General features: G+C 40.9%; 18 protein-coding genes and 1 pseudogene. 5 read left to right on the top strand and 14 right to left on the bottom strand.

What is annotated here, in order from left to right; genetic code table 11:
• Nucleotides 1–70: 70 nt before the first annotated feature.
• Both FTT99_RS01820 and FTT99_RS01815 read right to left on the bottom strand, forming a co-directional pair.
• The gene (locus tag FTT99_RS01820) at nucleotides 71–847 is read right to left on the bottom strand and encodes an RNA methyltransferase (RefSeq protein ID WP_078192042.1); all 777 of its coding nucleotides are present in this window, start codon (nucleotides 845–847) and stop codon (nucleotides 71–73) included.
• Nucleotides 848–899: 52 nt separating this feature from the next.
• Nucleotides 900–1,874 carry a class 1 fructose-bisphosphatase gene (locus tag FTT99_RS01815; RefSeq protein WP_078192041.1) on the bottom strand — a complete coding sequence of 325 codons (975 nt, stop codon included), beginning with the start codon at nucleotides 1,872–1,874 and terminating at the stop codon, nucleotides 900–902.
• 184 nt (nucleotides 1,875–2,058) lie between these two features.
• Here FTT99_RS01815 and FTT99_RS01810 point away from each other — a divergent pair, with 184 nt between their 5' ends.
• On the top strand, nucleotides 2,059–2,256 hold the full coding sequence (locus FTT99_RS01810; protein WP_078190373.1) for an NF038105 family protein: 198 nt from the start codon (nucleotides 2,059–2,061) through the stop codon (nucleotides 2,254–2,256).
• A gap of 234 nt (nucleotides 2,257–2,490) precedes the next feature.
• Here FTT99_RS01810 and pal read toward each other — a convergent pair whose 3' ends face one another.
• The 12 genes and pseudogenes from pal to FTT99_RS01755 all read right to left on the bottom strand — a co-directional run bounded on the left by pal (nucleotide 2,491) and on the right by FTT99_RS01755 (nucleotide 12,701).
• The gene (gene pal / locus FTT99_RS01805; protein WP_180034379.1) at nucleotides 2,491–3,060 is read right to left on the bottom strand and encodes a peptidoglycan-associated lipoprotein Pal; all 570 of its coding nucleotides are present in this window, start codon (nucleotides 3,058–3,060) and stop codon (nucleotides 2,491–2,493) included.
• A gap of 68 nt (nucleotides 3,061–3,128) precedes the next feature.
• Nucleotides 3,129–4,412, bottom strand: coding sequence for a Tol-Pal system beta propeller repeat protein TolB (tolB, locus tag FTT99_RS01800; RefSeq protein WP_171319182.1), 1,284 nt, complete (start codon nucleotides 4,410–4,412; stop codon nucleotides 3,129–3,131).
• Between the two features lie 553 nt (nucleotides 4,413–4,965).
• Nucleotides 4,966–5,271: pseudogene (locus tag FTT99_RS01795) on the bottom strand (cell envelope integrity protein TolA); the annotation flags it as partial.
• A gap of 275 nt (nucleotides 5,272–5,546) precedes the next feature.
• Entirely contained in the window at nucleotides 5,547–6,845 is a 1,299-nt protein-coding gene (gene tolA / locus FTT99_RS01790; RefSeq protein ID WP_180129307.1) for a cell envelope integrity protein TolA, read from the bottom strand.
• 3 nt (nucleotides 6,846–6,848) lie between these two features.
• A complete protein-coding gene (gene tolR, locus FTT99_RS01785) occupies nucleotides 6,849–7,298 on the bottom strand; it encodes a protein TolR (RefSeq protein WP_078190369.1) in 450 nt (149 codons plus the stop codon).
• On the bottom strand, nucleotides 7,298–7,996 hold the full coding sequence (gene tolQ / locus FTT99_RS01780) for a protein TolQ (protein ID WP_078192037.1): 699 nt from the start codon (nucleotides 7,994–7,996) through the stop codon (nucleotides 7,298–7,300). The genes tolR and tolQ overlap by 1 nt, the downstream gene beginning before the upstream one ends.
• A 27-nt stretch (nucleotides 7,997–8,023) precedes the next feature.
• Entirely contained in the window at nucleotides 8,024–8,431 is a 408-nt protein-coding gene (ybgC, locus tag FTT99_RS01775; RefSeq protein ID WP_078190367.1) for a tol-pal system-associated acyl-CoA thioesterase, read from the bottom strand.
• Nucleotides 8,432–8,497: 66 nt separating this feature from the next.
• Complete coding sequence (locus tag FTT99_RS16425; protein ID WP_257223222.1) at nucleotides 8,498–8,623, bottom strand: hypothetical protein; 126 nt, start codon at nucleotides 8,621–8,623, stop codon at nucleotides 8,498–8,500.
• A 25-nt stretch (nucleotides 8,624–8,648) separates the two neighbouring features.
• Nucleotides 8,649–9,296, bottom strand: coding sequence for a hypothetical protein (locus FTT99_RS01770; protein WP_180129308.1), 648 nt, complete (start codon nucleotides 9,294–9,296; stop codon nucleotides 8,649–8,651).
• Between the two features lie 98 nt (nucleotides 9,297–9,394).
• A complete protein-coding gene (ruvB, locus tag FTT99_RS01765) occupies nucleotides 9,395–10,402 on the bottom strand; it encodes a Holliday junction branch migration DNA helicase RuvB (protein ID WP_168378058.1) in 1,008 nt (335 codons plus the stop codon).
• Nucleotides 10,403–10,647: 245 nt separating this feature from the next.
• Nucleotides 10,648–11,250 (bottom strand): Holliday junction branch migration protein RuvA, encoded by a 603-nt coding sequence (ruvA, locus tag FTT99_RS01760; protein ID WP_180129309.1) that lies wholly within the window; start codon nucleotides 11,248–11,250, stop codon nucleotides 10,648–10,650.
• Nucleotides 11,251–11,360: 110 nt separating this feature from the next.
• Entirely contained in the window at nucleotides 11,361–12,701 is a 1,341-nt protein-coding gene (locus FTT99_RS01755) for a deoxyguanosinetriphosphate triphosphohydrolase (protein ID WP_180129311.1), read from the bottom strand.
• A 212-nt stretch (nucleotides 12,702–12,913) separates the two neighbouring features.
• On the opposite strand from FTT99_RS01755, the gene FTT99_RS01750 reads away from it, so the two are divergent.
• From FTT99_RS01750 to FTT99_RS01740, 4 genes are all read left to right on the top strand, one after another.
• The gene (locus tag FTT99_RS01750) at nucleotides 12,914–13,948 is read left to right on the top strand and encodes a M20/M25/M40 family metallo-hydrolase (protein ID WP_373684538.1); all 1,035 of its coding nucleotides are present in this window, start codon (nucleotides 12,914–12,916) and stop codon (nucleotides 13,946–13,948) included.
• Between the two features lie 387 nt (nucleotides 13,949–14,335).
• Nucleotides 14,336–18,172 (top strand): phosphoribosylformylglycinamidine synthase, encoded by a 3,837-nt coding sequence (gene purL, locus FTT99_RS01745; RefSeq protein ID WP_180129312.1) that lies wholly within the window; start codon nucleotides 14,336–14,338, stop codon nucleotides 18,170–18,172.
• Nucleotides 18,173–18,499: 327 nt separating this feature from the next.
• The gene (locus tag FTT99_RS16420; protein ID WP_257223017.1) at nucleotides 18,500–18,628 is read left to right on the top strand and encodes a KGW motif small protein; all 129 of its coding nucleotides are present in this window, start codon (nucleotides 18,500–18,502) and stop codon (nucleotides 18,626–18,628) included.
• Between the two features lie 78 nt (nucleotides 18,629–18,706).
• Nucleotides 18,707–19,162, top strand: a complete 456-nt coding sequence (locus FTT99_RS01740) for a hypothetical protein (protein WP_180129314.1) — start codon at nucleotides 18,707–18,709, stop codon at nucleotides 19,160–19,162.
• Nucleotide 19,163 lies beyond the last annotated feature (1 nt).

Here is a 19,163-nt window from a genome sequence, read left to right as displayed (position 1 = left end):
GAATTATTATTTTTTCTAGTGTAGTCTATTTTTTTCAGGCTTAAGCGCTAAATACAATAAAATAACGATTTTACTGACGCTGACGTACCATTTCAAAAAAACAGATCGAGCCAGCAATGGCTACGTTTAACGATTCTTGACCACCCGGTTGAGGAATCGCAACGGCTTCTGCATGTTGTAATGCATACTCAGAAACACCTTGACCTTCATTGCCTAAAATCCACACACATTGTTTGCGTAAATTTTTGCTATATAGGTTTTCAGACTGATGTGAGCTTGTTGCATACACTGGAATTTTGAATTTCGTCAAAATATCTTCAAGGGCAATATTTTCAAAGGTATTTAATGAAAAATGTGCGCCCATACCTGCGCGTAATACACGCGGTGACCAGAGCGATGCAGAGCCTTTGGTACAAACGACTTGCTCAATACCTGCAGCGGCAGCAGAACGGAGTAGGGTGCCTACATTTCCTGGGTCTTGAATGTTGTCTAAAATTAAGGTGTCTTCACTGAAGTTAAGCGCTTCACTTGAACTTGGTAAATCCACAATCGCTAAGCAAGCAATAGATGTTCCAAGTGTACTGATATCTTTGTATAAAGATTCACTTAGAATAAACACCGCACCTTGATATTGTTCCGCAATGCGGTCGAAATCGGCATGGTTAATTGCTTGTTCAGTGGTGAAAATCGATTTGATTGGACGTTTTGAGTCTAACCATGACAACACCAAGTGTGTGCCTTCCAAAACAGTTTGACCTTGTTTTTTACGGTAGGCATTTTGTTCAATTAAGCCACGGAGATGCTTAATTTTCGGGTTGTCTTTTGATTCGAGATAAATCAGAGCCATGAGGGAGATATCCACGAAAGTCAGCAAAAATACTAACTTTCGTTATAAGAAATTAATTATGGTATGACGTAACTAGGTCAACTTCGTTTTTAGAACCAATAATCACAGGAACACGTTGATGAAGTTCTGTTGGTTGGATGTCTAGAATGCGGACACGGCCTGTTGTAGAAGCACCGCCAGCTTGTTCCATCAACATACTCATTGGGTTTGCTTCGTACATTAAACGTAGACGGCCTGCTTTTTTCGGATCTTTGAAATCGTATGGATACATGAATATACCGCTACGGCAAAGAATACGATGAATATCACCCACCATGCATGCAACCCAACGCATATTGAAGTCTTTTTCACGCGGGCCAGTTTTACCTGCAAGAAGTTCGTCGATATAACGTTTTACAGGCTCTTCCCAGTGACGTTGGTTCGATGCATTAATTGCATATTCTTTAGTGTCTGCTGCAACCGCAATCGCATCTTTAGTTAATAAGAATTCTTTGCTTTCTGGATCAAAAGTAAAGAAGACTACGCCAGCACCGACAGTTAGAGCCATCATTGTTGATGGGCCATACAGTACATAACCTGCAGCCGCTTGGTTAACACCCGCTTGCATGAAATCTTCAGCTTGCGTTACCGCATTTTTTGCAGGAAGAATTGAGAAAATTGTGCCTACACACATATTGATATCGATGTTGCTTGAACCATCTAATGGGTCAAACAAGACAAGATAATCGCCATTTTCTTGAGCTGGAGTGAATTCATCTAATTCTTCAGAAGCCAAACCACCGACATGTGGATGAACTTTCAATGCATCGATGAGGTAATCATTTGAAATGACATCAAGTTTCTTTTGTTCTTCACCTTGAACGTTTTCGTGTTGCGCGCTACCCAATACACCAGCCAAAGCACCTTTTTGTAATAGAAGGTCAATGTCTTTGCATGTATTACCAATTGTTTCAATAACTTGTGCTAATGCAGGAGTAAGATTACCACTTTGTTGTTGTAGAAATTGGGAAAGGGTGAGATTTGACATAACCGGAAAACTCCAAATATTAATTTATCAAAAATGATAAAAATGTGATTGTGCAACATTTTAGATGAGAACGAAGGAAAAGAAAAATTAAACTAGACTATTTGTCGTGATTTTACCCTTGCAAGTCCTGAATAACATGCTATGTTGAACCTAATGTATAAATCGAAAGACAGGGAGCACAACAATGACCACACAAAAATTTGATGCGACTCCGACTGCAACTGAGGGATTGAATTTAGACGATATTTCTGCGGATACTGTTAAAGCTGCATGGAGCAGTTACGAAGCAAAAGCAGAGTATAAAAAGTTCAATAAACATGACCTCATTGAGTCGATGCAAACAGAAAAAGAAAATGCTGAACATCCAGAAGCAGAAGCGTAATGATTTGGATTGTTAAGCTAATTTTCTAGTTGGTAAAGCTAAGGATCTCGTTTTTAAAGTCGTTCACTTGCATTTTCATTGGATATTTTCTTAAAGTTCTAAAGTTGCTAACTGAATTTATCCTGAGTTAAAGGGCTAAAATTAGTAAAAGCACAGAACGATGCAAATGAAACGATATAAATAAAAAAAGCACTCATCAATGAGTGCTTTTTTTAGCTCAGACTTATTCAAGTCTTATTTAAGTAGTGGAGGAACAGCTTCGTAGTTAATTTCTACACGGCGGTTTTCTTTCCATGCATTTTCATCATGACCCGCATTGATTGGCATTTCTTTACCATAGCTGACTGCTTCAAGCTGGTTAGGGCTTACACCTGTTGTAATCAGGAAGCTTTCAACAGCTTTGGCACGACGCTCACCAAGCGCCATGTTGTATTCACGAGTACCACGTTCATCGGTGTGACCTGTTAAAGCCACGCGTGAGTTTGCATTAGCAACAAGGAACTGTGCATGAGCTTGAAGGGTTTGTAAATCTTCATTGCTAAGCTCGGTACTATCGTAGTCAAAGTGTACTACGCGCTTCGCTAAAAATGCTTTATTCGCTTCAGTTACACCTTTCGATGATGCACCGGCTAGGTTTTGTGCATTGAGTGCTGCATCTTCACTTAAACCAGAAGTGTTTACAGTGGTTGAGCTATTTGGGTTTTGTCCTGCTTGTACGTCTGCTGCAGGTTTACGGCTGGCACAACCAGTCATTACTAATGCTGTAGCTAAAACAGGTAATGCAATCAGTTTCATCGCTTTCATATTGATCTCCATGACGGTTATTTATGATGTTTCATTAAAAAGTTATTGTTGAAAAAATCATGCAGTGTTTATTTCGGTGCCCAAGCTGGTTCACGAACTTCACCTTGTTCACTTGGTAAGTTCATGCGGAAACGACCATCTAAAGACATGATCGAGAGCAAACCACGGTTTGCTTCACGTGTTGCATACACGACCATTTGACCATTTGGTGAGAAGCTTGGGGATTCATCTAAACTAGTTGGCGTTAAAATATTGGTTACACCAGAACCAATGTCTTGAACCGCAACTTTATAGTTACTACCGCTAGGACGATGTACCAAAGCTAATTTTTTACCGTCCGCACTTAACGTACCACGTGCATTGAAAGCGCCACGGAAAGTTAAACGTTTGACACTTTCAGCACTTAAGTTGTAGGTGTAAATTTGTGGAGAGCCACCACGGTCAGAGGTAAAAATAAATGATTTACCGTCAGGTGCATAACGTGCTTCTGTATCAATCGCTGTGTCATTGGTCATGCGTTTTAATTGGCGAGTCTGTAAATCCATTTGATAGATTTCAGGATTGCCATGCATCGATGCGGTAAATAACATTGATTTACCATCAGGTGAGAAGCTTGGTGCACCATTCAGGCCACGGAAACTTGCTACTTTTTCACGGTTACCACTTGCTAAATCTTGGATGTAAATCGCAGGGCGTTTGGTTTCAAATGAAACATAGGCTAGCTTTTTCGCATCAGGCGTCCATGCAGGGGACAAGATTGGATCACGTGAAGTCAAAATGGTACGGGGTTGTTCACCATCCGTATCTGCAATTTGTAGGGTATAGCGCTGATCTGGTGTTGCTGCATTACGCAATACATAGGCAATACGGCCGCTGAAGTCACCTGGAATGCCAGTTAAAGCTTGATAGATTGCATCACTGATCATATGCGCTGCTTGACGATAACGTGAAGCAGGTACAGTGAGTAGTTCATTTAACAGGTATTGTTTTTTTTCAACATCATACAGTTGGTAGTGAATTTCATAAGAGCCATCAGCCGTTGTTTTTGATGTGCCTGTCACGACATAGGGTACGCCCGCAGCTTTCCATGCTTCTGCATTAGGTGAATTTATTGTTGCAGTTGCAGGTAAGTTTTTAGAGGCACTGGTAAATTTACCTGAGCGGTTCAAGTCATTTTCAACCACTGGATAAATATTTGAGTCATTACTAAAAGGCACGATCGCAATTTTAGGTGCTTCTTCAGGAGCTTTAGTGATTTCGAGGTGAAGCTGCGCATGCGTTTGAGTCACTAAAACTGGGCTCAAAGCAGTGAATACGGCTAAGCAAAGAAGATGTTTACGCGTCATTTCCATCATTCGCTAATTACTCTAAAAATGTGAGTTATTGTCTGTATTTGGTTGTGTCACATAATGGCATGATTTTGGGATATTAAAAGCATGAAAATATGACTGAACTGTTATAACACTGTGAAAAATGCAGAGATTTTATCCGAGTTTCGTCAAGTCTAGCTTAAAAATCATGAACACAACATCACATTTTGGAATGAAAATGATAATTCTTTAGTTATAAGATTCTATTTTTGAATCAAGTGTTTAGAAAATTTTAGTAATACTTGATGTTGCTGAGTCCCACATACACGGCGTTATATAGAACGAAGACAAGAATGGATCAATTAGTCGGGGCTAGAGCTTTATAAAAGCTCAAGTATTGAAACACACAGGTACAATCGATTGAGTATTCATTTTAGGAAAGGGGGGAACTGGGGGGATGGATGTAGAAGCTTAAAAATAAACATCATACCAGCGATGAAACTTGATCTATTGAAGATAAGAAAAAATGGGTATGGGGTGATTCATTGCTTAACCACAAAAAAATCCCCGCAATCAATGCAAGGATTTATCAAACTTAATTTGAAGATCTAAATGTAGAGGTAAAACTTTGTGCTTCACGTCTAGCATCTGGGTCGCTAGGCATCGGATATGGTGCAGCAGCACGAACTGCAGCCTCAATACTGGCTTTCATATCAGGATCACTGGAGCTTACGATGACTGCTTGGACAGCACCTGTTTCAGATAAAATCACGCGAGCAATGGCCGTTTTACCGCTAGAGCCAGGTGGTGTATCCCAAGCACGTTTGATTTTATGTTCAAAATCACGTTTAGCGGTTGAAGCGATTTTCTTGGCTTCCGCTTTTTTCTTTGCATCTTCTTCATTTAGAGCATGTGAAATGGTTTTAAGAGGCGTTTTTACGTCCTGTACTGATTTCTCAAGTTGAGTTGTTTTAGCATGATCCATCAGCAAAGCATTAAATTGTTCAGGTGGAATATGGTCAGGCATGGTCGAAGAAGGGATGTAAATTGAACGATTTTCGGCGAATGATTGAGAGCCTAGGAGTCTTAGTGTCGAAAATAATAATGTTTTCATGTTATATAATTCAGTATATAAGTAAATGAAAAATCCCCACAAGGTTTGCAGGGATTTAAAAATTAACGTGATGACTTGAAGGTGGACGTAAAACTTTGAGCTTCACGTTTTGCATCTGGGTCACTCGGCATTGGGTATGGTGCAGCAGCTCGAACAGCAGCCTCAATACTGGCTTTCATATCAGGATCACTAGAGTTCACAATCACTGACCGAACTGAACCACTTTCCGTAAGGGTAACGCGAGCAGTTGCCGATTTACCCGCAGAGTCAGAAGGTGTGTCCCATGCACGACGGATTTTATTTTCAAAATCTTTCTTTGCAGTAGATGCAATCTTCTTCGCTTCAGCCTTTTTCTGTGCGGCTTCTTCAGCTGCTTTTTTAGCTGATGAAGCTTTGGCTTCTTCGGCTGCACGTTCGCGTGCTTCGGCATCGGCTTTAGCCTTTGCATCTGCCTTGGCTTTTGCATCGGCATCTGCTTTACGTTTTGCAGCTTCCGCATTGGCCTTAGCTTTGGCATCAGCATCTGCTTTACGTTTTGCAGCTTCCGCATTGACTTTAGCTTTTGCATCGGCGTCTGCTTTACGTTTTGCAGCTTCTGCATTGGCCTTGGCTTTCGCATCAGCATCAGCTTTACGTTTTGCAGCTTCTGCATTGGCTTTAGCTTTGGCATCAGCATCAGCATCTGCTTTACGCTTTGCAGCTTCAGCATTAGCTTTCGATTTGGCATCAGCGTTTGCCTTGGCTGCTGCCGCAGCTTTGGCTTTGTCAGCTTCTGCTTTTCTTAAAGCATCGGCACGGATTTTTTCAGCCTTGGCTTTGGCATCAGCATCTGCTTTACGTTTTGCTGCTTCAGCATTGGCTTTCGCCGTAGCATCTGCTTTTGCCTTAGCCGCATCCGCTTTGGCTTCTTGTTGTGCTTTTAGTTTTGCAGCTTCAGCCGCTTTAGCTTGTTCTTGAGCACGCTTTGCATTGTCCGCAGCTTTTTGTTCAGCAAGCTGCTGTGCTTTTGCCGCAGCGAGTGCCTGTTGAGCAGCAATCTGTGGATCTGCCTTAGGTGGTTCTGCTGGTTTAGGTGGTGCAGCCGTTGGAATCTCGGGTGCTGGTTCAACGCTAGGTTCTGCTGTTTGCGTGATTTGTTCAGCTACATTTTCATGTGCGGTTTCATCAAACTCAGTGACTTCACGTGTTACAGGTTTTAAATCTTCCGGTTTTACCAAAACAGTGGTTATTTTTTTAGGGGGCTCAGGTGGTTTACTCATGCCAAGATAAAGTAAGCCAACCACAGCGACGATATGAACACCTAGTGTGAAACCAATCGCAACGGCTTTTTGTTTAAAAGGCGGCTTGTTGAAATCTTTCATAAATTATTTTAATGGCTCAGTCAGTAAACCTACTTGTGTTAAACCTGCATCTTGAAGGGCAGACATGAGTTTCATGACTTCACCATAAGGACGAGATTCACTGCCGTTAATCAGGACACTCATTTGCTTTTTCTGTTCGTTGGCTTCATTTTGCGAGGCCGTTAAAACAGATTTTAGTTCATCGAGTGTGAGTACATCATTTTGATGATTTTTATCTTCGAGTTTGATCGTCCCATCCGCCTCAAGTGTAACAATCGCAGGGCGATCTTCCGCTTGCATAGGCGTGCCATTCGCCTGTGGTAAGTCGACTTTGACACCTGTGGTGATCATAGGTGCAGTGACCATGAAAATCACCAAAAGAACTAACATGACATCAATATAAGGCACGACGTTCATGTCACTTTTTAATGGTTTTTTGATGCGCTCAAAGCGTCCAGAACGTTGAATAGCCATTAGTCATTGTCCTGAGTTGAACCTACAGACTGGCGTTGTAATAACGCAACCATTTCTTCGGCAAAAAGCGCACGATCGTTATAAACGGCTTCACCTTTGGCTGTAAAATGGTTAAATGCAAGTACAGCAGGGATTGCCGCAAAAAGACCAATGGCCGTTGCAATCAATGCTTCTGCAATACCAGGAGCAACCGTAGCAAGGGTGACTTGGTCAACATCTGCCAAACCAATAAAGGCATTCATAATGCCCCAAACGGTACCGAATAAACCGACATAGGGTGCAACCGAGCCAATACTCGCAAGCGCGCCTAAACCATTTTCTAAATGTCCTTGGTCACGGCTTAAACCCACACGAAGAATACGTTCTGTACCTTCAATTGATTGTTCTGCGCTGGCATTACGTTTTTTAAGTTTGAAAAACTCGCCTAAACCTTGATAGAAAACATCTTCAAGGCCAACACGTTTCGAGTTGAGTTGAGCATTGTTGTATAAAGTGTTGAGTTCGGCACCAGACCAAAAGATTTTTTGGAAATGTTCATCGTCAGCCTGCGCTTTTTTATAACTCATGTGTAACTTGGCAATCAGATACCAACTGAATAACGAAGCTAAGAGCAGCAGGAGCATTACCAGTTGTACGACAGGACTTGCTTGTAAGATGAGGTCTGAAACTTTGAGTGTTGATTCTAGTTGAGTTGCCATAGTTACTACATGTGCCAAATAATTTTTTTAATCTTGTTCCAATTCTTTCAGAATCAGTTCACGTATTTCATCAGGAAGGCGACGGGGTTTCATCTCTGCACTGATACATGCCAATTCTACCTCACCTGATGCCAGCATAATATCACCACGATAAATATTTTGTTGCAACACAAATGACGTAGCCTTACACGAAACTACACTTGCTGTAACAGTAATCAGGTCATCCATTAATATAGGACGTGAATATTTCACATTAATTTTATGAACGACAAAGTTGTAATCTTTTTGATGCCAATAATGGTCTACACCTGAAGCGCGTAGCCATTCTGTGCGGGTACGTTCCATAAAGCGAATATGATTTGCGTGGTAAACAATGCCACCTGCATCTGTATCTTCAATATATACACGAATGTTGAATTCGAATTTATTCGCCATGAGAGTGTTCCGTCTTTATAAAATCTGAAAAATATTGGTCTGCACTTCAGCAAAGAATTAGAGCATTTAAAAATGGCGATAATTCAATGATTCGTCAAGTGCTTCAATGACGGGCAGTTTAGCACCGTGAGTCATCAGTCCAATGGCACAAGGTTTCAACTCACGTAAATCTTTAACTTTCGTAGTTGTCATTATTGTTTAAAAAAAGAGACTACTTTTAATTTGTTTGTTCATCTAATTTAAATTTTGCATCGACAAAATCCTGTAGATGAGCTGCTAAATATCCCGCAATATGAAAGTGAGTTTCTTCCATTTTCTTTTTCTGTTGCTTGGGGAGTAATGCCTTCAAAGATTCATACATATACGTTAAGCAGCAAAAGCCAAGGCCAATAACTAACATAAGTGAAAGTTTATTAGGTAGATCTATCCAGAAAAATACATAAACGAGTATGGCTAAAGCAAAGAATGAGAAGCTGAAATACAAAGTATTAATTTTTGCTGGCTTAAAGTTTTCCTTGACCAAAACTTGTACGTCGTCGTGATAGTACGTCCCAATAAAAATGAGGGCAGAAGTATAGTTGAAGCTCAGGTTTTTTATACGATATGCAGAAGGCGATTGTTTAATAGTTAAGATATTATCTTCACTTACTTCTATGGTTTCTTTGCTGAGAATTTTTTCACATTCGACAGTGATAAAATAATTGTATTCGGCGTGAAATAAGCTTTCAAAATCACTCATTTGTTTAGGGCTAAATGAACTGATGGGTTGTTCTCTGGGAATGTGTTCAATGGCACTGTCTAATGGTAGGTTTTGAATGTATTCGCTATTAATTTTGTTAATTATTCTATTCTCAAGATTTATCATATCAGTCTATTGTTTGTAGTGGCTTGAATTTATTTTAAAAATTTAAATAAACATGCAGGGAGCATTTAACTCCCTAAAGTTGTTCAGTGAATAATCGTTTACTTATCCTTCGGCTCTGGTGGTGTCATCCCAAACTGTAAATACGCCATATTGGTGGCAATACGTCCACGTGCAGTACGCATGACATAGCCTTGCTGAATGAGGTAGGGTTCGATCACATCTTCTAGGGTCCCTGAGTCTTCTGCCATAGCAGCAGCTAGAGCTTCTACACCTGCAGGGCCACCATCAAAACGCTCAAGCAGCATTGATAAATAACGACGGTCTAGTGTGTCTAAACCATCTTTATCGACATTCAGCATGTCCAAAGCACGTTGAGCCATCTCTTGGGTTACTTCACCCGTACCTTTAACTTGCGCATAATCACGGACTCGGCGTAATAAACGGTTTGCAATACGAGGTGTCCCACGAGCACGGCGTGCAACTTCCTGTGCGCCTTCGGCAGTCATGGGTACATCCATCAAGTTTGCAGATCGAGTCACAATATGCGTTAAGTCTTTGACAGAATAAAACTCTAAGCGTTGTACGATACCAAAACGGTCACGTAAAGGAGAGGTCAGTAGGCCTGCACGAGTCGTCGCTGCAACAAGAGTGAAGGGTGGTAAATCCAGTTTGATCGAACGGGCAGCAGGGCCTTCACCAATCATGATGTCGAGTTGGTAATCCTCCATCGCTGGATAGAGAATTTCCTCGATGACCGGTGAAAGACGATGGATCTCATCAATAAATAAAACATCACCTTCTTCGAGGTTGGTTAGCATTGCAGCCAAATCGCCTGCACGCTCAAGGACAGGGCCTGATGTCGATTTTAAGTTACCACCCATTTCACGGGCAATAATATTGGCCAGTGTGGTTTTACCTAAACCCGGTGGGCCAAAAATTAAGGTGTGATCGAGTGCTTCTTCACGGCCACGTGCAGCACCAATAAAGATTTCCATTTGTTCACGGACGACAGGCTGCCCGATGTAGTCATCGAGGGAAGTTGGGCGAATGGCGCGGTCGAAGTGGTCTTCGGGTTTTTCTGAACCACTGATAAGACGGTCTTGCATAATTATTTAACTAATCTCTATATGGTTGTGGAAGAATCACAGCCTCAAAAAGCGATTGAACTTTAAATGCCATTGTATAGGCGATTCTCACTTTTGACTGGGCAAAAGTGACAAAACCCATTTGTTAAACTGATGCTACGTCCTTGTAGCACAGTTTAACGGCGACATCCTTGTCGCCTGCGTGATTCACATACTGTCTATAACCCTAAAAGGCAAAGGATGCAGTGCTCATTAGAAACTAAAAATTATTTATTCATCGACTTTAATGCAGCACGGATAATGTCGCTGGCTTCAGTAAAGTCACCTTTGGCAGCATTCACTAATTTTTGTGCTTCAATTGGTTTGTAGCCTAATGATTGTAAGGCCGCCTCAGCTTCGGCTACGGCAGAGTTGCCCGTAAATTGAATTTGTTCAACAGTTGAATTCGTTGGTGCAGTGCCTGAAGCCATGGCTTTAAAGCGATCACGTAACTCAATCATGAGGCGTTCAGCGGTTTTTTTACCTACACCCGGAACTTTGACTAAAGTGTTTACATCTTCATGTTCAACCGTGTGAATCAGCATTTCAACGTTTAAGGTCGACAAAATGCCCAGTGCCATTTTAGGGCCTACGCCGTTGACTTTTAATAGTGTGCGAAAGATCAGTTTTTCTTGAGCATTGCTAAATCCATACAGCAGTTGTGCATCTTCACGAACAGCCAAATGTGTCCACAGGGTGATTTTTTGACCTTTCTGTAGTTGGCAAAATGTTGAAAGTGGGGTGTCAATCTCATAGCCCACACCATTTACATTGAGTAATACTGTTGGTGCTTCCAATGCCAGCACTTCACCAATTAAACATCCGATCATGTCATTTATTCACTTTATTTCAGTTTAGTCTGAGCTATTTGCTCAATTTCAATTTGTTGTGAGATTAGCTTGAAGGCCAGCGAATTACTAGCCTTCACATTTTTTCAGCTTTAAAAGAAACCAACTTTATTGCCTTGAAGTTCTTGTGCAAGGTTATAAGCCTGATGGTCTGAAAACTTAGAGATGATATCGAGTACTTGCATAATATTGTCATAATGCGACATACCAAAATGTGCTCCTGAACGATGTAAAATAGACATCAATCGTTGCTCTTTAAAGCTCAAAGTTTTATTGGGCGTGGTCAGTGGAATAAAGGCATCCAAAATATTTTGCAAACTTTGGTGTGCAATAATTTCCAAACCTGCCTTATGCGGATGTTCAAAGATTTTATCACGAGCCAGTTCTTTGGCACGGTTAATCCCGATTTCAATATCTTCACTGCAATATTGCAATAAACTGCCTTTAAGTTGGCCAGACAAAATTTCATTATGATGACGTGCAAAAGCTGTAGTTACTTCTTCAACCAAACGCTTCATCACACGGCCACGCAAAGCGGCAATTTTCTGCTGCCAAGTGGTATCGGTCATCGCCAATTCGGCAGGTATGCCATAGTCACCGACCAAATCAAGGAAAATTGGCTCAACTTCCTTATAGTTCAACATGTTGAGGATAATGCCATCTTCAAGATCAATTAAGGCATAACAAATGTCATCTGCGGCTTCAAGCAAATAGGTCAATGGATGACGGCAATAGTGATATTCGCCCAGTTGAATTAAACCCAATTGTTCTGCAATTTGCTGCAAGATTTCTTTTTCTGCTTGATAACAACCAAACTTTGCACGTTGACTCGCAGGTTTATTGCCTTGCGATGCAATGGTTTTTGATAGCCACGGGTATTTTAAATATGCACCCAACGTTGCATAGGTTAAACGCATACCACCATCATTCGGGTGATAGTCAATTTTAGTCAGTAAACGTAAGCCTTGTGCATTACCTTCAAACTGACGCACATCGGCTTCTTCTTCAGGGCTTAAGTCCTGTAAAAAGTTGGTATGCGATGCGTCATCAAACCATTCTCGAATGGCATATTCGCCTGCATGGCCAAAAGGTGGATTACCAATATCGTGTGCCAAGCACGCAGCTTGAATAATTGCACCGACATCGGCAGGTGAAATCCACATCGGGAGTTCATCTTTAATTTTTTCAGCCGCCAGCATCCCCAATGAACGTCCAATACAAGACACTTCTAAAGAGTGAGTCAGGCGAGTATGAATACCATCGTGTTGGGTGAGGGGATGGACTTGGGTCTTGCGGTTTAATTGTCGAAAGCTTTGCGAAAATATAATGCGGTCATAGTCTTTGTGGAAGGGGCTTCGTGCCTGTTCAGAACTGTGTTTATTGCTACCAATACGAACTGTAGAAAGAAGTTCAAGCCAACGCATTTGAGTCATTTATCATTATTCAATTATTACTTGAATTGAATAATGCCAAACTTAGCAGAAAAGCACTAGTCTGGGGCGACACAACTTGTCTTAAAAGATGTATGAGTGATTTGCCTTAATGAAATGCAAAACAAAACAGAAATTTAAAAATGGGCTGTTAGTATAGATGGGCAAATTTTACCTTTTATCCCATTTTTTAATTTTCAATGAGAATAATTTAAATGTATAGAAAACAATTTCTTCCTACTTTGACTGCACTAAGTTTGGGCGTGACATTTTTTTTGTCAGGTTGTAGAAGTTTCAATACAGAAAAAAATATAACGAAAGTGCAGCCAAACCAAAATGTTGCTGCATCAGAAAATAGCATGATGCATCATTTACAAACATTTGAAGAAATTGCGGAACAAAATGGTGGCAATCGTGCAGTAGGTACAGCAGGTGGATTGGCTTCTGCACAATATATTCTTGAACAAGCCAAGAAAGCAGGCTTGCACGCGCAAATGTTGCCATTTGAAAATCGAGAAAAGACCGTTGGGCAAAATATTGTGATTGAGATTGAAGGGCAATCCAAAGATACCGCTGTGATTGTCGGCGCACACTATGATTCGGTGAAAATGGGGCCTGGGATTAATGATAATGCTTCAGGCGTTGCAGTATTGTTAGCATTATTACAAGACTATGCGAAGCAAAAGGTAAAACCTAAACACACACTATATCTTGCCTTTTGGGATTCGGAAGAGGTTGGTATTGCAGGTTCACAAGCTTTTGTGAAATCACTCAGTGAGAAACAGCTTCAAGGCATTCAAGCCTATATCAATGTTGATATGGTGGGAACAAAGAATCCGAATATCATGATTGCCGATGGTGACCATTCATCAATTGCAGAAATGGCGGCACAGTTTAAAGCCAATGGACTTGCACAAAGTGATTATCAGCCAATCTTAGACAGCATGAGTCAATTACCTAAGCACCCGCAGGATGCTGCATTAGAACAAAGTATGCGTCAATATTTTAAAACCAATAATATGCAGATTAAAGATGATGTAACGACTTTAACAGCAAGCGATACTTTGCCATTTTTAGGGAAAGTTCCCGTTACTTCACTAATTTTATTTAATGAGCAAATGAAAGGTGATGAACTCGAATTTGCACCGTGCTACCACAAGGCTTGCGATACGATTGATGGTGTAGATGTAAACTCACTGAACTTAGCCCTTAATGTTATTCAACATCTATTGTCAGATTTGAATAAATAAAATGTTTCAATTTCAAATGTGAATTGATTTTAGTCTTTATGAATTTCAGGTTTAAATCTCACACATTTAGACCTGAAATTAATTTTCAAATATGGTTTGAACGCTTGATTAAAAAGTGAGTTGTTGTTGAAAAATAAAACATTTTTCTAGTTTGAATATTATTCTTAGGATGAAATGAAAAAATCAGATAATTTTGTGTTAATCTGTGCGACTAAATTCAATTTTATTATTTAAAAATAAAAGCATTATTGCCTAAACTTCCCGATATAAGCACTACAATTTCACTTTCACATCTAGCTGATTTAACTAATACACAGTAGAATATGCGCTCTCTCAAGTCACATTGTGGCATGGTCTTTTCGATCATCCCGTGGAGCCAAAATCAGCATGTTTATCGTTGCCGGTGCACCTGCACATTCTTCATTTAAGAAAACTCAACTATTATCACGTTTAACGTCAATTAGTTCTGTTCAATCAATTGAAAGTCAATGGGTTTACCTTTTTGACCAAGCGCTCAACGAGCAACAACAGCAATCCGCTTTACAGCTTCTCAACGATGGTCAATCTTTTGAATTGCACCAAGCAGCAAGTGACGAAGTCCAAATTTTAGTGACGCCACGTGTTGGAACCATCTCTCCGTGGTCGTCTAAGGCAACAGACATTTTTGCCAACTGTAATACACCGGTTCATCGCCTTGAACGCGGTGTTTTGTTTACTTTGAAGGGTGTAAATGCTGTTTCTGATGAAGTAAAACTAGCATTACATGATCGCATGACAGAAAGCGTTTTCAATGCTATTGAAGATGCTGCGGCACTTTTCTCTGAAACTGAACCAAAGCCTTTAAACTCAATTGATATTTTGGGTCAAGGTAAAGAAGCGTTGGTGAAAGCTAACTCTGAATTTGGTTTTGCGCTTTCTGATGAAGAAATCGATTATTTAACCGATGCTTTCACAAAAATGGGTCGTAACCCGCATGACATCGAATTGATGATGTTTGCCCAAGCGAACTCAGAGCATTGCCGTCACAAAATTTTCGGTTCTGAATGGACAATTGATGGTGAAGTTCAACCATTGTCATTGTTCCAAATGATTAAAAACACCTATAAAGAATCACCTACAGATGTATTGTCGGCATATAAAGACAACGCTTCTGTAATAGTTGGCTTTGACACTCAACGTTTCTATCCGAAAAAAGACGAAGAAACAGGTCAGCACGTTTACAAATATAAGAGCCAAGCTGCTCACATCTTAATGAAGGTGGAAACGCATAACCATCCGACAGCAATTGCACCATTTGCGGGTGCTGCGACAGGTTCAGGCGGTGAAATCCGTGATGAAGGCGCAACTGGCCGTGGCGGTAAGCCAAAAGCAGGTTTAACAGGTTTCACTGTTTCTAACTTGAACATTCCGGGCTTTGAACAGCCTTGGGAAGAAAACTACGGTAAGCCATCTCGTATGGCATCTCCGCTTCAAATCATGATTGAAGGCCCATTGGGCGGTGCAGCGTTTAACAACGAATTCGGTCGTCCTGCATTAAATGGTTACTTCCGTACCTTTGAACAAAATGTAAATGGCGACGTAAAAGGCTTCCATAAGCCAATTATGATTGCCGGCGGTTACGGTAACATCCGTCCTGACCACGTTGAAAAAGATGCAATTCAGCCAGGCGATCTTTTAATCGTACTTGGCGGTCCTGCAATGCTAATCGGTCTTGGCGGCGGTGCAGCATCTTCTGTAGACAGCGGTAAGTTAGGTGAAAATCTAGACTTCGCTTCTGTACAGCGTGAAAACCCAGAAATGGAACGCCGTTGCCAAGAAGTGATTGATGCATGCTGGCGCATGGAAGACCATAACCCAATCGTATCTGTACATGACGTGGGTGCGGGCGGTATCTCAAATGCAATGCCTGAACTTGTGAACGATCACGAGTTAGGTGCAATTCTTGATCTTCGTAAAATTCCATCATTGGAAAAAGGCATGTCTCCAATGGAGATCTGGTCGAACGAAGCGCAAGAGCGTTATGTATTGGCGATTCGTCCAAGTTCATTAGAATTATTTGAATCACTATGTGCACGTGAACGCTGCCCATTCGCCGTACTTGGTGAAGCAACTGAAGCGCGTCAATTGACAGTGAACGATCCATTGTTTGAAAACAAAGCTGTGGATATGCCAATGCAAGTCATGCTTGGCGGTACACCGCGTATGAGCCGTTCATATGAAACGATTGAACGAAAAGGCGATGACTTCACTGCCGAAACAGTAACAGATTTGAAAGATGCGATTTACCGCGTTCTTAAGAACCCAACGGTTGCATCTAAATCGTTCTTGATCACGATTGGTGACCGTTCGATTACAGGTATGGTTGCACGTGATCAGTTTGTAGGTAAGTGGCAAGTGCCTGTAGCTGATGCTGCAGTAACAACGACGAGCCTTGTTGGTTATACAGGTGAAGCAATGGCAATGGGTGAACGCCCGCCAGTTGCGTTGTTGAATCCTGCTGCTTCTGCACGTTTATCTGTAGCAGAATCAATTTCAAACATCATGTCTGCAAAAATCGACCAGATCAGTGACATTAAATTGTCTGCAAACTGGATGGCTGCTGCAGGTCAACAAGGTGAAGATCAAGCGCTATTCGAAGGCGTTAAAGCCATCGGTATGGAAATGTGTCCTGCACTAGGTATCGCAATTCCAGTAGGTAAAGACTCATTGTCTATGCGTACCACTTGGAATGACGAAGGCGAAGACAAATCTGTCACTTCACCAATGTCAGGCGTGATCACAGCATTTGCACCTGTGACGGATGTTCGCAAAACATTGACACCTGAACTTAAAAATATCGAGTCTGTACTGGTACGTATTGATTTGTCTAAAGGTCAATTTCGTCTAGGCGGTTCGATCCTTGCTCAGGTTTATAAAGCAATCGGTTCTGTAACTCCTGATGTAGACAGCTTCGATGACTTCAAAGCATTCTTTGCCTTGGTTCAAGACTGGAACAACCGTGGTCTAATCAAGGCTTACCATGACATCGGTGATGGCGGTCTGCTGGCAACTGTTGCAGAAATGATGTTTGCTTCACGCCTAGGTGTAGCACTTGAAGATCAATCTACTGCAAGCTTGTTTGCAGAAGAAATTGGTGCAGTGCTTCAAATCAGCAAAGCGGATTGGGCTGTCTTAGAAGCTGAAGTTGCAGCGTCTAGCCTTAAAGATGCAATTGCGGTTGTAGGTACTGTAAACGATACAGATACTTTAACTGTAAATGGTTTGAGCTTAGACCGTGCTGAATTACAGCAAGCATGGACCGAAGTGTCACATCAAATCCAGCGTTTACGTGACAACGTAGAAACTGCGGATCAAGAATATGCGCTAATTGCTGACAAATCTCATGCGGGTTTAATTGCAAAACCAACATTTGATTTGAACGAGCCAATCGAAGCACCGTACATCAATGAACGCCGTCCAAACATGGTGATTCTGCGTGAACAAGGTGTAAACGGTCATGTAGAAATGGCTGCTGCATTCGATAAAGTCGGCTTCAACACTGTAGACGTACACATGAGCGACTTGCTTGCTGGCCGTATCAGTCTTGATGACTTTGAAGGCTTAGTGGCATGTGGCGGTTTCTCTTACGGTGACGTATTGGGTGCAGGCGGCGGTTGGGCTAAATCTGTATTGTTCAATCCTAAACTTCGTGACCAATTTGAGAAATTCTTTAACCGTGACGAAACATTCTCCCTAGGTATCTGTAATGGCTGTCAAATGCTGTCTCAGCTTGCACCATTAATTCCAGGTGCAGAAGCTTGGCCTCGTTTCCACCGCAATACTTCAGAGATGTTTGAAGCTCGTGCTGTAAACGTACGCGTTGAGAAATCAAATTCTGTACTGTTAGAAGGTATGGAAGGTTCGATTCTTCCTATCGCTGTAGCACATGGTGAAGGTCGTGTGGTTACAAGCGCAGAAAACATTGCAGCATTGAATGCTGGCGATCAAGTGATCTTGCGTTATGTAGATAGTCACGGCAACCCAACGCAGCATTACCCAATGAACCCGAATGGTTCGCCAGAAGCAATTTCTGGTGTAACGTCTAAAGACGGTCGTGCAACGATTATGATGCCGCACCCTGAACGTAACTTCCGTGCGATTCAGCATTCTTGGAAACCTGAAGATTGGGATCAAGATGGTGCATGGTTACGTATGTTCCGTAATGCACGTAAATTTATTGGTTAATCTTAGATAGATGAATTATAGAAAAGAGCCGCCTTCGGGTGGCTTTTTTTATGGTTAAAATTTACCAAAAGATATATTAATTATTGTGAATGTTTATTTTTACACATATAATCGCTCTCGATTTTTAACCACCTGCGGGTGGTTTTTTGTTGGTTTTAAATTTTTATTTCTCCCGCTGAACTTGGTTTAGATTTTGCTTTTATATTTGTGGAAACATGCTAGTGTGTGATTTATGCGCAATAACTATGCAAGATTAAAGACAGCAAGATAAAAGAAAGATGGATAACTAAACGAGTTCAGTATCAACACTCATGATGAGGTGATGACATGATTAAAACAGCGGAATATTCGGCAGTTGATAAGTCTGCGCTGCGTAAAAAGGGCTGGAAGCTTTTTGGTGCAGTGGTGTGTTTGCAGTTGGTGTTTTTAGTTTTGGGTTATGCTTTGCAGATGTAATATTTGAACAATTGAAACCGCCGTGAGGCGGTTTTTTATGTAAACTAATGCATAATTAAAAAACTGCAAAAATTAATAATGAGCTTTAAACAATTTGTATTATTAAAAGATATAAAAATATTTTTACTTTTAGGCTTTATGTTTCCGTCAACATTGTTAAGTGGGTGCTTTCCTATTTTAAAAACGAAGCATCCGAAAATTAATATAACTGTTATCAATGATCAAAATGAAAAGTTGGACGATGCAGAAGTATTTTTAAATCTTACAACATGGCAAGGCAAGTCTTTTACTGAATTTACATATAAAAAAACACAGGACGGAATTGCTACATTTTCTGCAGAGAAAAGTTTACAATTTATTCATATATTTCCAGCAAAATATAGTTGGTCGATTTGCGTTTATAAAAATGGATATAGTCAAAATAGTTTTGTGCCAAAAAGTTCAAATAATCGAACACAAAATTTAGTATTGTTGTTAGATAAAGCTGAAATAGGTGTAGAAAAAAAACAACATTGTTGGAAAGAAAAATCCTAAA

Origin of the sequence: Acinetobacter sp. YH12040 (genome assembly GCF_013420005.1) — a bacterium.
Classification (GTDB): domain Bacteria; phylum Pseudomonadota; class Gammaproteobacteria; order Pseudomonadales; family Moraxellaceae; genus Acinetobacter; species Acinetobacter amyesii.
Note: the sequence above shows the minus strand (reverse complement) of the source record. Positions and strands in the feature narration are given on the sequence as shown.

Bases quoted from the DNA above. Each gene is read 5' to 3' on its own strand.
- tolR (WP_078190369.1), bottom strand. From the start codon at position 7,298: ATGGCTATTCAACGTTCTGGACGCTTTGAGCGCATCAAAAAACCATTA.
- pal (WP_180034379.1), bottom strand. From the start codon at position 3,060: ATGAAAGCGATGAAACTGATTGCATTACCTGTTTTAGCTACAGCATTA.
- ybgC (WP_078190367.1), bottom strand. From the start codon at position 8,431: ATGGCGAATAAATTCGAATTCAACATTCGTGTATATATTGAAGATACA.
- FTT99_RS01750 (WP_373684538.1), top strand. From the start codon at position 12,914: ATGTATAGAAAACAATTTCTTCCTACTTTGACTGCACTAAGTTTGGGC.
- FTT99_RS01810 (WP_078190373.1), top strand. From the start codon at position 2,059: ATGACCACACAAAAATTTGATGCGACTCCGACTGCAACTGAGGGATTG.
- purL (WP_180129312.1), top strand. From the start codon at position 14,336: ATGTTTATCGTTGCCGGTGCACCTGCACATTCTTCATTTAAGAAAACT.
- FTT99_RS16420 (WP_257223017.1), top strand. From the start codon at position 18,500: ATGATTAAAACAGCGGAATATTCGGCAGTTGATAAGTCTGCGCTGCGT.
- FTT99_RS01755 (WP_180129311.1), bottom strand. From the start codon at position 12,701: ATGACTCAAATGCGTTGGCTTGAACTTCTTTCTACAGTTCGTATTGGT.
- tolB (WP_171319182.1), bottom strand. From the start codon at position 4,412: ATGGAAATGACGCGTAAACATCTTCTTTGCTTAGCCGTATTCACTGCT.
- ruvA (WP_180129309.1), bottom strand. From the start codon at position 11,250: ATGATCGGATGTTTAATTGGTGAAGTGCTGGCATTGGAAGCACCAACA.
- tolA (WP_180129307.1), bottom strand. From the start codon at position 6,845: ATGAAAGATTTCAACAAGCCGCCTTTTAAACAAAAAGCCGTTGCGATT.
- FTT99_RS01815 (WP_078192041.1), bottom strand. From the start codon at position 1,874: ATGTCAAATCTCACCCTTTCCCAATTTCTACAACAACAAAGTGGTAAT.
- tolQ (WP_078192037.1), bottom strand. From the start codon at position 7,996: ATGGCAACTCAACTAGAATCAACACTCAAAGTTTCAGACCTCATCTTA.
- FTT99_RS01820 (WP_078192042.1), bottom strand. From the start codon at position 847: ATGGCTCTGATTTATCTCGAATCAAAAGACAACCCGAAAATTAAGCAT.
- FTT99_RS16425 (WP_257223222.1), bottom strand. From the start codon at position 8,623: ATGACAACTACGAAAGTTAAAGATTTACGTGAGTTGAAACCTTGTGCC.
- FTT99_RS01770 (WP_180129308.1), bottom strand. From the start codon at position 9,296: ATGATAAATCTTGAGAATAGAATAATTAACAAAATTAATAGCGAATAC.
- FTT99_RS01740 (WP_180129314.1), top strand. From the start codon at position 18,707: ATGAGCTTTAAACAATTTGTATTATTAAAAGATATAAAAATATTTTTA.
- ruvB (WP_168378058.1), bottom strand. From the start codon at position 10,402: ATGCAAGACCGTCTTATCAGTGGTTCAGAAAAACCCGAAGACCACTTC.